The sequence below is a fragment of the Streptomyces sp. Root1310 genome, assembly GCF_001426425.1.
Lineage (GTDB): Bacteria > Actinomycetota > Actinomycetes > Streptomycetales > Streptomycetaceae > Streptomyces.
This window is the reverse complement of record NZ_LMEQ01000035.1, coordinates 271,378-284,536: the sequence shown is the minus strand read 5'-3', so window position 1 is coordinate 284,536 and position 13,159 is coordinate 271,378. Positions and strand designations below refer to the sequence as shown.

The 13,159-nt window shown below is 72.0% G+C and carries 13 protein-coding genes; 9 read left to right on the top strand and 4 right to left on the bottom strand.

Going from position 1 to position 13,159, the window contains the following annotated elements:
- The first annotated feature begins 9 nt into the window (after positions 1-9).
- Genes ASD48_RS41065 through ASD48_RS41045 form a run of 5 tightly spaced genes read left to right on the top strand, consistent with a single transcriptional unit; the run spans position 10 to position 4,637 of the window.
- The gene (locus ASD48_RS41065; protein ID WP_199876203.1) at positions 10-1,638 is read left to right on the top strand and encodes an ATP-binding protein; all 1,629 of its coding nucleotides are present in this window, start codon (positions 10-12) and stop codon (positions 1,636-1,638) included.
- Complete coding sequence (locus ASD48_RS41060) at positions 1,635-2,042, top strand: roadblock/LC7 domain-containing protein (RefSeq protein ID WP_057607020.1); 408 nt, start codon at positions 1,635-1,637, stop codon at positions 2,040-2,042. The genes ASD48_RS41065 and ASD48_RS41060 overlap by 4 nt, the downstream gene beginning before the upstream one ends.
- Positions 2,039-2,470 (top strand): DUF742 domain-containing protein, encoded by a 432-nt coding sequence (locus ASD48_RS41055; RefSeq protein WP_057607019.1) that lies wholly within the window; start codon positions 2,039-2,041, stop codon positions 2,468-2,470. The genes ASD48_RS41060 and ASD48_RS41055 overlap by 4 nt, the downstream gene beginning before the upstream one ends.
- The gene (locus ASD48_RS41050) at positions 2,451-3,071 is read left to right on the top strand and encodes an ATP/GTP-binding protein (RefSeq protein WP_057607018.1); all 621 of its coding nucleotides are present in this window, start codon (positions 2,451-2,453) and stop codon (positions 3,069-3,071) included. Before ASD48_RS41055 ends, ASD48_RS41050 begins: the two co-directional genes overlap by 20 nt.
- A 57-nt stretch (positions 3,072-3,128) precedes the next feature.
- Entirely contained in the window at positions 3,129-4,637 is a 1,509-nt protein-coding gene (locus tag ASD48_RS41045; protein ID WP_057607017.1) for a cytochrome P450, read from the top strand.
- Here the strand turns inward: ASD48_RS41045 and ASD48_RS41040 are convergent.
- Positions 4,631-5,602 (bottom strand): RluA family pseudouridine synthase, encoded by a 972-nt coding sequence (locus tag ASD48_RS41040; protein ID WP_057607016.1) that lies wholly within the window; start codon positions 5,600-5,602, stop codon positions 4,631-4,633. The two genes, ASD48_RS41045 and ASD48_RS41040, sit on opposite strands and share 7 nt — an antisense overlap.
- Before the next feature lie 66 nt (positions 5,603-5,668).
- Between ASD48_RS41040 and ASD48_RS41035 the strand changes: the two genes are divergently transcribed.
- A complete protein-coding gene (locus tag ASD48_RS41035; RefSeq protein WP_057607067.1) occupies positions 5,669-6,250 on the top strand; it encodes a GNAT family N-acetyltransferase in 582 nt (193 codons plus the stop codon).
- Positions 6,251-6,672: 422 nt separating this feature from the next.
- On the opposite strand, the gene ASD48_RS41030 is transcribed toward ASD48_RS41035, so the two are convergent.
- Positions 6,673-8,229, bottom strand: coding sequence for an amino acid permease (locus tag ASD48_RS41030; protein WP_057607015.1), 1,557 nt, complete (start codon positions 8,227-8,229; stop codon positions 6,673-6,675).
- Positions 8,230-8,484: 255 nt separating this feature from the next.
- On the opposite strand from ASD48_RS41030, the gene ASD48_RS41025 reads away from it, so the two are divergent.
- The 3 genes from ASD48_RS41025 (at position 8,485) to ASD48_RS41015 (ending at position 11,071) form a co-directional block, all read left to right on the top strand.
- On the top strand, positions 8,485-9,105 hold the full coding sequence (locus tag ASD48_RS41025; RefSeq protein ID WP_057607066.1) for a PadR family transcriptional regulator: 621 nt from the start codon (positions 8,485-8,487) through the stop codon (positions 9,103-9,105).
- A 167-nt stretch (positions 9,106-9,272) separates the two neighbouring features.
- Complete coding sequence (locus tag ASD48_RS41020) at positions 9,273-10,298, top strand: ATP-binding cassette domain-containing protein (protein WP_057607014.1); 1,026 nt, start codon at positions 9,273-9,275, stop codon at positions 10,296-10,298.
- Complete coding sequence (locus tag ASD48_RS41015) at positions 10,295-11,071, top strand: ABC transporter permease (RefSeq protein ID WP_057607013.1); 777 nt, start codon at positions 10,295-10,297, stop codon at positions 11,069-11,071. Before ASD48_RS41020 ends, ASD48_RS41015 begins: the two co-directional genes overlap by 4 nt.
- A gap of 68 nt (positions 11,072-11,139) precedes the next feature.
- Here the strand turns inward: ASD48_RS41015 and ASD48_RS41010 are convergent, their stop codons facing one another.
- A complete protein-coding gene (locus tag ASD48_RS41010) occupies positions 11,140-11,985 on the bottom strand; it encodes a siderophore-interacting protein (protein ID WP_057607012.1) in 846 nt (281 codons plus the stop codon).
- Positions 11,986-12,146: 161 nt separating this feature from the next.
- On the bottom strand, positions 12,147-13,085 hold the full coding sequence (locus ASD48_RS41005) for a 5'-3' exonuclease (RefSeq protein WP_242432877.1): 939 nt from the start codon (positions 13,083-13,085) through the stop codon (positions 12,147-12,149).
- Positions 13,086-13,159: the final 74 nt, after the last annotated feature.

The window sequence follows — 13,159 nt, the reverse complement described above, 5'->3', positions numbered from 1 at the left end:
GGTGCCCACATGGTGAGTGTTCAGTCCCCACCCGGTCGCCGAGAACTTCCCTACGCACGCGTGCTGTTGCTGCCGGCGATACTGATGGCCGCGGCGACCGGAGCCGCCGTCGCCCTGGTGGCGACACAGGCCCGGCTCGCCGTCGGCGTCTGCGGAGCCGTCGCCACCGTCCTGGTGATCGCGACGGGAGCCGAGTCGGTGCGCCGTGGGCGGCGCCTGCGGGAACTGCGCGCCGAGCGGGACCAGCGCGTCGCCTACCTGGAACACCGGGTGGCCGGCCACGCGGAGGAGAACCGCCGCCTCGCCGAGGAGTTCGTGCCCAACGCGGTGGAATGGCTGCGGGCCGGAAATTCCCCCAGGGAGGTGATGCGCGACTTCAGCGAGGGTGATCCCGACTTCCGTGAACTCGACGACGCACAGCGCGCCGTGATCAGGAAGATCCTCGACATCGTCGACCACGAGGAGTCCCTGCGCGACTCGGCCCAGCGCTCCTTCGTCAGCATCGCCCGCCGGGTGCAGGCCATCGTCCACCAGCAGTCCGCGGAACTGCGCGAGATGGAGGAGGACCACGGCCGTAACCCCGAGGTCTTCGACGACCTGCTGCGCATCGACCACGGCACGTCGCTGATCGGCCGCCTCGCCGACTCCATCGGTGTGCTCGGCGGCGGCCGGCCCGGCCGCAACTGGCCCCAGCCGGTTCCGCTGTACAGCGTGCTGCGCGGCGCCATGTCCCGGATCCTGGAGTACCGCCGCATCCAACTGGACTCCATCGCCAAGGTGAACATCCGCGGCCTCTCCGTGGAGCCGCTCATCCACGCGCTCGCGGAACTCCTCGACAACGCCACCCGCTACTCGCCCCCGCAGAGCAAGGTGCACGTCAACGCCGTCGAGGTGCAGACCGGCATCGCCATCGAGATCGAGGACGCCGGAGTCAGCCTCAGCGAAGAGGCCCGCGCCAAGGCCGAACGCATGCTGGAACAGGCCAAGGCGGGCGTCGACATCCAGGACGTGGGCGGCACCCCGCGCCTGGGCCTCGCGGTCGTGGGCCGTCTGTGCACGTCGTTCAACCTCCAGGTCTCGCTGCGCACCTCGGCCTACGGCGGCGTCCGGGCCGTCCTCATCGTGCCGAGCGAGATGCAGACCTCCGACCCCGCTCCCGGCTTCGCGCACGGCATCGGAGCCACCGCCGTACCGCAGATCGACCTCAGCCAGATCGGCGAGGGCCCCAAGCGGCCGCCCAAGAAGCGCCGCCCCACCAACGCGCGTATCCCGGCCGGAGTCTCCCTGACCGACGACGAGGTGCCCGAGGTCACCGAGTGGACCGACCAGGGTCTGCCGCAGCGCCGCAGCAAGACCACGATCCCGATCACCCAGCGCTACGCCGAGGCGTACGCCGCCCAGGAGGCCGAGCGCCTCGGCAAACCCGACCCGTTCGCACAGCGCAGGCCGGAGCCCGAACCGGAGCCCCAGAAGAAGCGGGAGCCCGGCCTGGCGTTCGAGGCCTTCTGGGAGGGCCTGGTCAAGGCGGCCCCGCCCGGCGTGCACCCCACCGACTTCACCCGCAATCCCACCGCATACGTGCATCTGCTCGAAGACAAGGCCGAGCCCGAGGCCGACGATGAAGGGGACCTCACGTGATCCAGCAGCGCCAAAACTTCGACTGGCTGCTCAAGGAGCTCTACGACGGGGTTCCGGGCATCGAGATGATCGTGGTCCTCTCGGCCGACGGGCTGCGCATCGCCCGCTACGCCGGTGACCCCGACGCCGCCGACCGCGTCGCCGCCGCCTGCGCGGGCCTCCAGAGCCTGGCCGCCGCGGTCGGCCAGGAGATCCAGTCGAGCACCGGCGAGATGGACATGGTCGTCATCGATCTGAGCGGCGGCTACTTCTACATGATGTCGGCCGGGGCCAACGCCTACCTCGCCGTCCTCGCCGACGTGCGCTGCGAGGCCAGCCGGATGAGCGGCATGATGCGCGACCTCGTGGTCCGTATCGGCGCCCATCTGACCAGTCCGCCCCGGCGCAACGGGCAGAGCGTATGACTCCTCCGCAACGCCGCCGGCGACAACCCCTGCCCCAGCCGCCCCCGCCGCCCCCACCCCTCCCGGCGGACCCGAAGGACTCGAAGGAGGGGGCGGAGGGGGAGGGCAAGAACCCCGAACGGCTCTACATCATCACGGGTGCGGACGGCGAGCGCGCACCCGTCGACCTCGTCACGTTAGTCGTGGCGCGTGCCGAACCGCCCTCCTCGGCCACCCCGGAGCAGACGGCGGTCCTGCGGATGTGCGCCGCCCCGCTGTCGGTGGCCGAGATCTCGGCCTACCTCGGCCTGCCGTTCAGTGTGGTGACGGTGCTGCTCACCGAGATGCTGGCGGCCGAACTCGTACAGGCACGCGCCCCCATCGTCCGGCAGCAGCTCCCCGACCGTTCCCTTCTCGAAGCGGTGATGCATGGACTACAACGGCTCTGACACGATCCCCGGCCCACGCGCCGAGGACCATCTGCCGCACACCACCACGGCCGCGGCGAAGATCGTCATCGTGGGCGGCTTCGGCGTCGGCAAGACCACCATGGTCGGCTCCGTCAGCGAGATCAGGCCGCTGACCACCGAGGAGACCATGACCCAGGCGGGCATCGGGGTCGACGACAACTACGGCTCCGAGACCAAGACCGCCACCACCGTGGCCATGGACTTCGGCCGGATCCGCATCACCGAGCAGGTCGTGCTCTACCTCTTCGGCACGCCCGGCCAGGAACGCTTCTGGTTCCTGTGGAACGGACTGTTCGAGGGCGCGCTCGGCGCGGTCGTCCTGGTCGACACCCGCCGCCTCGAGGTCAGCTTCGAGGTCATGGGCCGGCTCGAGGAGGGCGGCGTGCCCTTCGTCGTCGCCGTCAACACCTTCCCCGACGGGCCCCGTTACCCCATCGACGACCTGCGCGCGGCCCTCGACCTGCCGCCCGAGATCCCGATCGTGGAGTGCGACGTCCGCCGCCGCGCCTCCAGCCGCGACGTCCTGATGACCCTCATGCGCTTCCTGCACTCCCTGGCTCTGACCCGCAGCCTCACCTGACCCGCACGGCATCACCTCCCCACACCCGGATTCAGCACAGTTTCGGAGCGACCCCCTGTGACTCCCGAACACCCCACCCCGACCGGCCCGCGCGACCTCGCCCTGGACCCGCCGCCCGGCTGCCCCGCGCACGGCCGGGGCCCCGGCGGACTGGCCCGCCTCTACGGCCCCGGCGCGGAGGACCTGAACGAACTCTACGAGCGGCTGCGCGAGGAACACGGCCCCGTGGCGCCGGTCCTGCTCCAGGACGACCTGCCGATGTGGATGGTCCTCGGACACGCCGAGAACCTGCGCATGGTGCGCACCCCCTCGCAGTTCACCAAGGACAGCCGCATCTGGTCGCAGATGCTGGACGGCAAGGTCAGGCCCGACCACCCGCTCATGCCGCACATGGCCTGGCAGCCCATCTGCGCCCACGCCGAGGGCGACGAGCACAAGCGGCTGCGGGGCGCGGTCACCGCGGCCATGGCGACCATCGACGACCGCAGCGTGCGCCGCTACATCAACCGCTCCAGCCAGCGCCTGGTCAACCGCTTCTGCGAGGAGGGCCGGGCCGACCTGGTCGGCGACTTCGCCGAGCACCTGCCGATGGCCGTGATGTGCCATGTCCTCGGCATGCCCGACGAGTACAACGACAAGATGGTGCACGCCGCCCGCGACGCGCTCAAGGGCAGCGAGACCGCCGTCGCCAGCCACGAGTACGTCGTACAGGCGCTCGCCCGGCTCACCACCCGCCGCCGCGCCAAGCCCGAGGACGACTTCACCAGCCACCTCATCGGCCACCCGGCGGGACTCACCGACGACGAGGTCAGGGAGCATCTGCGCCTGGTGCTCTTCGCCGCATACGAGGCCACCGTCAACCTGCTCTCCAACGCGCTGCGCATGGTCCTCACCGACCCGCGCTTCCTCGCCCAGCTCAACGGCGGCCAGATGACCGTGGCGGAGGCGGTCGAGCAGTCCCTGTGGGACGAGCCCCCGTTCAGCACCATCTTCGGCTACTTCGCCAAGCAGGACACGGAGCTGGGCGGTCAGCGGATCCGCCGGGGCGACGGCCTCTTCTTCGCGCCCGCGCCCGGCAACGTGGACCCCCGGGTACGCCCCGACCTGTCCGCCCACATGCAGGGCAACCGCTCCCACCTCGCCTTCGGCAGCGGTCCGCACGAGTGCCCCGGCCAGGACATCGGCCGCGCCATCGCCGACGTCGGCGTCGACGCCCTGCTGATGCGGCTGCCGGACGTGCAACTCGACTGCGACGAGGACGAGTTGCGGTGGACGATGTCCATCGCCTCGCGGCACCTGGTGGAGCTGCCGGTCCGGTTCGAGCCGAAGGACCAGCAGGACGTCAAGCACAAGCCGAGCCACGCCCCGATCCCGCCGCAGCGCCTCACCCGGCCGGTGAGCACGGCGCCGCGGCCCGTCCCGGCACCCGCCCCCGAACCGGTGGCCGCACCGGCACCCGCGCCGCGTTCGGTGCCGCAGTCCGCGCCGCCCGTCCCGCAGCCGTCGGCGCCGGTCCGCAGGCCCAACGCCTGGCGGCGCTTCCTGTCCTGGTGGCGCGGTTACTGAGCGGCGCCCGCCGACGGAGCGGCCGCCCAGCCGTCGTACGACGTCCAGGCCTCGAGCACCCGGCCGCTCCGCAGCCGGTGCTCCGTCCCCGTGACCGGATCGGTGAACTCCAGCTCCCGCGCCAGCAGCTGAAGCGGGCGCCGGAAGTCACCGGCCGGCACGGGGGCGGCCACCTCCGGGTAGAGCGGATCGCCGAGGATGGGCACGCCGAGCCTGTTCATGTGGACGCGCAGCTGATGGGTCTGCCCGGTGGCGGGCAGCAGCCGGTACCGGCCGAGCCCCCGCGCACCGTGCTCGACGAGCTCGACGCGGCTCACGGCGTTCGGCTCGCCCGCCACCTCGTAGGCGGCCAGGATCCCGCGCTCCTTGACGATCCGGCTGCGCACGGTCCGGGGCAGGGCGAGCTCCGGGTCGTACGGCGCGACGGCCTCGTAGACCTTGCGCACCAGGCGGTCGCGGAAGAGTGACTGGTAGGCGCCGCGCTCCTCGGGACGCACGGTGAACAGCACGAGTCCGGCGGTCAGCCGGTCGAGCCGGTGCGCGGCGCCGAGCGCGGGGAGGTCCAGCTCCCGCCGCAGCCGGGCCAGCGCGCTCTCGGTGACATGGCTGCCGCGCGGGGTGGTGGCCAGGAAATGCGGTTTGTCGACGACGACGATGTGCTCGTCGCGGTGCACGATCTCCAGCGGGAACGGCACGGGCACCTCGGGCGGCAGCTCGCGGTGGTACCAGACGAACATCCCCGGCACGAAGGCCGCGCCCGGCGCCACCGGCCGCCCGTCGGCGCCGACGACGAGCCCGGCCTCCAGCATCCCGTCCACGACCCCGGCGCGGGCCGCGCCCAGCCGCTCCACCAGGTGCTCCCGCACGGTGGCCCAGGCGCCCTCGCCGGGCAACCGCACCCGCACCGGGTCGATCCCGTCGCGCTGCGGCAACGGGGAGGGCGGGGGCGGCGTACGGCGTCTCATCGGGGTCAAGCCTACGGGCCGGAAAACCCGTTGGCCGGGCCGTGGTCGGTTGGCAGGATGCGGCTCATGCCCTTCACCGCCGACGCCGTCCTGCCCGCCGGAACCCTCTCGGGGGCCCCGCAGCCCGTGCTCCGCAGCGGCGACGGGCTGCTCCTGCGCCCGTGGCGGGCCGAGGACGCCCCCGGCGTGTATGCCGCCTTCCAGGACCCGGCCATGCACCAGTGGCACGTCAGGGCCGCCGACTCCGAGGAGGAGGTCGAAGGCTGGATCGAGGAGTGGCGCGAGAGCTGGGCGCAGGAGCGGAACGCCCAGTGGGCCGTCGTCGACACGGACACCGGCGAACTGCTCGGGCGGGTGGCGCTGCGCGGCATCCTGCTCGCCGAGGGCGTGGCCGAGGTCGCCTACTGGACGACCAGGGCGGCCCGTGGCCGGGGAGTGGCCCCCCGGGCCACGACCGCCCTCACCCGCTGGGCCTTCGACGAGATCGGCTTCCACCGCCTGGAGCTGATGCACGCCACCGCCAACGAGGCGTCCTGCCGGGTGGCCGGCAAGGCCGGTTACCTCCTGGAGGGCACCAGGCGCAGTGCCGCCCTCCACCAGGACGGCTGGCACGACATGCACCTCCACGCACGCGTGCAGGGCGACTGAGCCGGGCACGCCCTACGCGCGCGTGCCCGGCGCCTCGTCGGCCTCCCGGCCCCGCGTGCGGGACGCGGCCGCGGGCCCGCCGCACTTGTCGGCCTCTCGCACCGTCCGGCGGCCGACCGGGCGCACTTGCCCGTCCACGGCGTACGCAGCACCGCGCGGCCCGCGCTGGATCGGCGGTCGGCGCTTTCGGCGCGCCAGGCCGGCCCGAAGGGCACCCCTGTCCGGCGGGAGCACCCGTCGGCGTTCCGTGCCCTTGCGGCGACTCGGGCTCAGCCGGACGCGCATCCCCGTCCGGGCCGTGCGGCGGACCGCGTCGGACCGTGGGTCGGCCCTTTCCGCGGCGCGGTCGGGCCGACGCGCGCATGGCTGTCCACGCGCGCGTCGGCCTGACGTGTTCGTCTGCCGGACCGTGGCCGTCGGGGCTACGCGGCCGCCGTCTCCGGTACCGCGGTGGCCGGTGCGGGTGACCGCCTGCGGTAGGCCCGGAAGGCCACGCCGGCCGCGAGTGTCGCGCCGAGGAACAGCACGGTGAACCACTGGAAGTACCAGTGGCCGCCCGCCGGGTCGTACACCGCCGCGCGCGGCCAGGCCAGGTTGACCGTCATCAGCAGGCCGTAGAGGAGCGCGAGGGCGTTCACCGGGACGCCCCAGCGGCCCAGCGAGAACAGGCGGGCGCCCGTCTCGTCCGTTCCGGCCGAGGAGAACCGCCCGCGCAGCCGGCGTACCAGCAGCGGGCCGGTGACCATCGCGTAGGCCAGGTACAGCATCACGATGCAGGTCGTGCCGATGGCCAGGAAGGCGTCCGGTGAGGCGAAGTTCAGCAGCAGCAGGGCCGCCGCGAGGACGCCGACCACCAGCGCCGGTGCGCTCGGCATGCCGGTACGGGGGTTCACGCGCGCGAGGCGGCCGGAGAACGGGAGCTGTCCGTCGCGGGCCATCGAGAACAGCATCCGGCAGGCCGCCGTCTGGATGGCGAGCGTCGCCACCGTGATCGCGACCACCACGTCCGCCAGCAGCACCTTGCCGATCCCGTCGCCGAGGCTGCTGGTGAGGACGTAGCTGAGGCCGTCGACCCCGAGCCGTCCGTCGGTGAGGCTGGGGGCGGCGAGCAGCCCGCCCAGCACGATCAGCCCGCCGAGCAGGCCGGCCGCGGCGAGCGCGGTGAGGATCGTGCGGGGCGCGGTGCGCCGCGGATGGTGGGTCTCCTCGCTCATCTCGCCCGCGCTGTCGAACCCGATCATCACGTACGCGGCCGTGAACGAGCCGACGAGCAGCGCCCCGAACAGGCCGCTCTGCGCGGCCCCTTCGGTGTGGAAGGTGATGCTCGGAGTACGCTCGGAGTGGGTGAGCAGCAGCACGACGATGAGCACCGCGCCGATGATCTCGGCGGTCACGCCGACCCGGTTGACCAAGGACATCACGCGGTTGTCGACGACGTTCACGAACGTGGTGAGAGCCAGCAGGAGCACGCCGAGCAGCGCCGCGTTGGCCGCGCCGTCGGGCGAGGTGGGCGCCGGGTCGGTGCCGATCAGCTGGAAGCCCGACCAGATCGCCGGCAGCACCATCTGGAGCGCCAGCGCGGCCGCGGCGACCACGACGATCTGCCCGATCACCATGATCCAGCCGGCGAACCAGCCGAACGACGGCGTCGACAGCCGCGAGGACCACTGGTAGATCGCGCCCGAGATCGGGTAGCGCGCCGCCAGCTCCGCGAAGCACGCGGCGACCAGCAGCTGACCGACCAGTACGACCGGCCAGGCCCAGAAGAAGACCGGGCCGCCGAAGGCGTACCCGAAGGCGAAGAACTGGAAGACGGTCGTCAGCACGGAGATGAAGGAGAACCCGGCGGCGAACGAGGCGTACCGGCCCAGGCTGCGGTGCAGCTCCTGGCGGTAGCCGAACTCGGCGAGGGAGCCGTCGCCCGCGCCGGGGGAGTGCGGCGGGTCGGGGCGTACGTCGGAAGGGGCTGTTGTCGTCACGGCGGAACCTGCCTTGGGCCCAGAGGGAACGTAATTCCTGTCGGGCGACAGAAATTAGGGACGCGCTGTTTCGTGCGCGTCACGCCGCCGTGTCCGGGGCGGGCCCAAGTCCTCACGTCCTCGCGCACCTCACTCGATCGCGTTACATCGCGTCTCTTGCGGGTGTGCGGCCACTCGAGATATGTTCGGCTACGGATATTCGGTAGCGAACTGTTCGTCGTCCGTTTCGTCGTGACGTGAAGCGAGGTGGTCGTGATGGCGAGGAAGCGCCGCAAGCTCAGCAATCCGTTGGCGCTCGCCGTGATGACCACGCTCTGGCAGAAGCCGATGCATCCGTACGAGATCGCGCAGACCCTGCGCAGTCAGGGCAAGGACACCAGTACGAAGACGAACTACGGTTCGCTCTACACCGTCGTGCAGAACCTTCAGAAGTACGGCTTCGTCGAGGTGACCGGTGTGGAGCGCCAGGGCAACCGCCCCGAGCGCACGGTCTACGGGCTCACCGAGGCCGGGCGCGAGGAGATGGCCGAGTGGCTGTCCGATCTGATCGCCATCCCGGCCAAGGAGTACCCGATCTTCGAGACGGCGCTCTCGCTGATGGCGGCGCTGCCTCCCGACGAGGTGGTGCGCCTGCTGGAGACCCGGCTGAGCTCGCTGGAGGTCCAGGTGGCCGCCGGCCGTGGCGCCCTCGAGAAGCTCTACGAGACGCTGCCGAGGCTCTTCCTCGTCGAGGTCGAGTACCAGCTGCACATGGTCGAGGCGCAGGCCGAGTGGGTCGGCGGCTTCCTCGAGGAGATCAGAGAGGGTTCGCTGCCCGGCGTCGAGGACTGGCGGCGTTTCCACGAGACGGGGGAGCTGCCGACGCGATTCACCTGATGAGAACGACCCCGGCAGGGCTGTTGCAGCAGCTCCGCCGGGGTCCCCAACCCCGAACGGAATCCGCCGTGAGGCGGCTCCGGGCCATCGAGGTGCGGCACACCCAGGATAGCCCGGCGCTCTTCACGCGGATCAGCAGTGCTGTCCGCTCACGAAGGAGCACCGTCATGAGCAACACCCGTGCGCCCGCGGTCGAGGCGCGTCGACTCGTCAAGACCTACCCCGGTGGCGTCACCGCCCTGAACGGCCTTGAGATCACCGTCGAGCCCGGTACCGTCTTCGGGCTGCTCGGCCCCAACGGCGCCGGCAAGTCCACCGCCGTCAAGATCCTCACCACCCTCGCCCGCCCCGACTCCGGATCGGCCGCCGTCGCCGGTCACGACGTGCTGCGCCACCCGGACCGGGTGCGCCGCGCGATCGGCGTGGTCGCCCAGAACTCCGGCGCCGATCCGGTCGCCACCGGACGCGACAACCTCCGCCTCCAGGGCAGGCTCTACGGCCTGCGGGGCGCCCCCCTCGACCGGCGCGTCGACGAGTTGCTGGAGCGCTTCGCACTCACCGAGGCCGCCCGGCGCCCGGTCAAGGGCTACTCCGGCGGCATGCGGCGCCGGCTCGACGTCGCCCTCGGCCTGGTGCACCGGCCCGAGGTGCTCTTCCTCGACGAGCCCACCACCGGTCTGGACCCGGAGGCCCGCACCGCGATGTGGGACGAGATCGGCCGGCTGGCCGGCGAGGAGGGGCTGACCATCCTGCTCACCACGCACTACCTGGAGGAGGCGGACCGGCTCGCCGAGCGCGTCGCGATCGTCGACCGCGGCCGGGTCGTCGTCACCGGCAGCCCCGACTCCCTCAAGGGCGAACTCCGCGGCGACGCCGTGCATGTGGAGCTGCGCACCGCGCTGGGCGAGAGCGGCCGTGTGCTGCTTCGGGGCGCCCTGGGAGGCCTGCCGGGCGTCCACGAGGTGGTCTTCGACGGGCCACGGATCAGTGTCCGCGCCGAGGACGGGGCGGCGGCGGTGCCCGCGCTGCTCGGCGCCCTGGAGCGGGCCGGGGTGGCCGTCGCCACCGCGACCGTCGCCCGCCCTTCGCTGGACGACGTCTACCTGCGGTACGCGGGCCGTCGTTACGCCGAGGCCGAGGCCGGGAGCGGGACCGCCGCCGACGCCCTCGTCCTCGCCGGGGGTGCGCGATGAGCACCGCGATCGTCCAGACCTGGTACATGACGCAACGCCAGCTGATGGTGTTCGCCCGCCAGCCCGCGTACGCCGTGATCACGCTGATCCAGCCGGTGATCTGGCTGTTCCTCTTCGGCAGCCTCTTCAAGAACGTCGTGGCGCTGGGCGGCTTCGGTACGGCCTCCTACCTCGACTACCTGGTGCCGGGCGTGGTCGTGATGAGCGCGCTCGCCTCCAACCTGTGGGCGGGCATGGGCACGTTGGAGGAGATCCAGCGCGGCACCCTCAACCGATTTCTGACCACCCCCGCGAGCCGGGCGGCGCTGATGAACGGCAATGTCGTCCACAACGGCATCGTCACCGCCCTCCAGTCGGCCGTCATCGTGCTGCTGGGCCTGGCGGGCGGTGCTGAGTACCCGGGCGGGATCGTCGGCGTCGTCGTCCTGGTCGTCGCCTCGGTGCTGCTGGGCACGGTCTTCGGGGCGCTGTCCAACGCCCTGGGCATGCTGGTGCGGGAGCGGGAGTCGATCATCGGCGTCAACACGTTCCTGCTGCTCCCGCTGACCTTCCTCTCCAGCGCGTTCATGGCGCCGGACCGGATGCCCGGCTGGATACGGCAGGTGGCCCGCTTCAACCCGCTGGACTGGGCGATGACCGCCGGCCGTTCGGCCCTGTCCGCCGACCCCGACTGGGGTGCGGTGCTGGTGCGCGGCGGGGCGCTGCTCGCGCTCGCGACGGCGGCCGTGTGGCTCTCGATCGGAACGTTCCGGTCGTACCAGCGGTCGGTGTAGCCCGACGGGTGCGGTCCCCGAGGGGTCGCAGGGGCGGCCCGCACCACCCGCGGGCCGCTTCCGTCAGGTCACGCCGCCGGGGCCGCGCCCTCCTGCTCCGCCTCCACGCGAGCGTTCCAGTCCCGCTTCGAGGCCTGCCAGCCGTCCTCGTTGTGGCCGAGCCGCCAGTAGCCGGAGATCGACAGGTCCTCGCGCGGGATCTGGAGCTCGACGCGCAGGAGTTTGCGCAGCTCCTTCACGCAGGCGGCCTCGCCGTGCACGAACGCGTGCAGGCGGCCCTCGGGGAACTCCAGCGCCCGCACGGCCTCCACGAGCCGCTCGCCGACCGGCCGGTCGCCGCGGTGCAGCCAGACGATCTCCACGTCGGAGTCGACCTTCTGCTCCTCCTCGGGGCCGGACACCTCGACGAAGGCGTGGACGACGCTGCCGGCGGGCAGTGACTCCAGGGCGGCCGCGATGGCCGGCAGGGCGCTCTCGTCGCCGGCCAGCAGGTGCCAGTCGGCGGCGGTGTCGGGCGCGTAGGCGCCACCGGGGCCCATGAAGCGGACGGTCTCGCCCGGCTGGACGCGGGCGGCCCACGGCCCGGCCAGGCCCTCGTCGCCGTGGACCACGAAGTCCAGGGTCAGTTCCCGCAGTTCGGCGTCCCAGTTGCGCACGGTGTACGTGCGGGTCACCGGCCACTGCTCACGGGGGAACTCGGCGCGGATGCGTTCCAGGTCGAAGGGCTCGGGGTAGGTCACGCCCTCGGGACCGAAGAGCAGTTTGACGTAGTGGTCGGTGCAGGTGCCCGCGGTGAAGTCGGCCAGGCCCTCGCCGCCGAGGACGACGCGCTGCATGTGGGGGGTGAGCCGTTCGGTGCGGACGACCTGCGCGGAGTGGGGCTTCCGCGGCTTCCGTGCCGGACGTTCTGCCATGACGGCCTCCCATGTGGGTATGGTTAGGTTTACCTAAGTTAGCATCTCTTCCCCCGGTGATGCCCTCCCCGTCCGAGAGTCGGCTCACCTCTCATCCGGATCTCATGCAGAGGATGACTCCCGGCCCGCGCCCGTGTCATTCCCCCACACGGGAACAATGGTTACGCGGGCGGTGTGCCCAGGGTCGTCAGCAGTCGCTGGAGCGACCCGCCGAGTCCCCAGCGCTGCGCCAGTGCCTCCAGTGTCGCTCCGTCCCGCGGTGCGCGCGGCAGGGCGGTGTCCACGTCCGGCAGCGGCACGTCGTCGGCGACCTTCACCACCTTCGGTGCGACGGCCAGATACGGCCGGGCCTCGTCCAGCCGAAGCCGCTGTGACGGCGTCAGCTTCGCCGTGCGGTCGTCGACCGCCGCCACGATCCCGGCCAGGTCGCCGAACTCGGCCAGCAGCTTGGCCGCGGTCTTCTCCCCGATGCCCGGCACGCCCGGCAGGCCGTCGCTCGGGTCGCCGCGCAGCAGGGCCAGATCCGCGTAGCCGCTCCCGTCGACGCCGTACTTCCCGCGCAGCCACGCCTCGTCCGTGAGCTGGAGCGTGCCGACGCCCTTCAGCGGATACAGCACGCGTACCCCGCGCGCGTCGTCCACCAGCTGGTAGAGGTCGCGGTCGCCGGTGACGATGTCGACCGGGCCCTTCGCCCGCCCGGTGAAGGTGCCGATCACGTCGTCCGCCTCGTAGCCGGCGACGCCCACCCGTGCGATGCCGAGCGCGTCCAGGACCGCCTCGATGATCGGCACCTGCGGCGAGAGGGTGTCCGGCACCTCCTCCTCGTCCGGCCCGGTCTCGCGCTCCTCGGCGACGCGGTGCGCCTTGTAGGACGGGATCAGGTCGACCCGCCACTGGGGGCGCCAGTCCGCGTCCATGCAGGCGACCAGCTCGTCCGGCCGGTGGTCCTTCACCAGCCGGTCGATGAAGTCCAGCAGTCCGCGCACGGCGTTCACCGGAGTACCGTCCGGCGCCTTCACGGAGTCCGGGACGCCGAAGTAGGCGCGGAAGTAGAGCGAGGCGGTGTCGAGGAGCATCAGTCGTCCGGTCACGCCTCGCATCATGCCGCACGCGCGCCCCGGTATCCGGTGCGTATTCACTCCCGTGGCACGAGTGAACGTCCGGTGAAACCTGC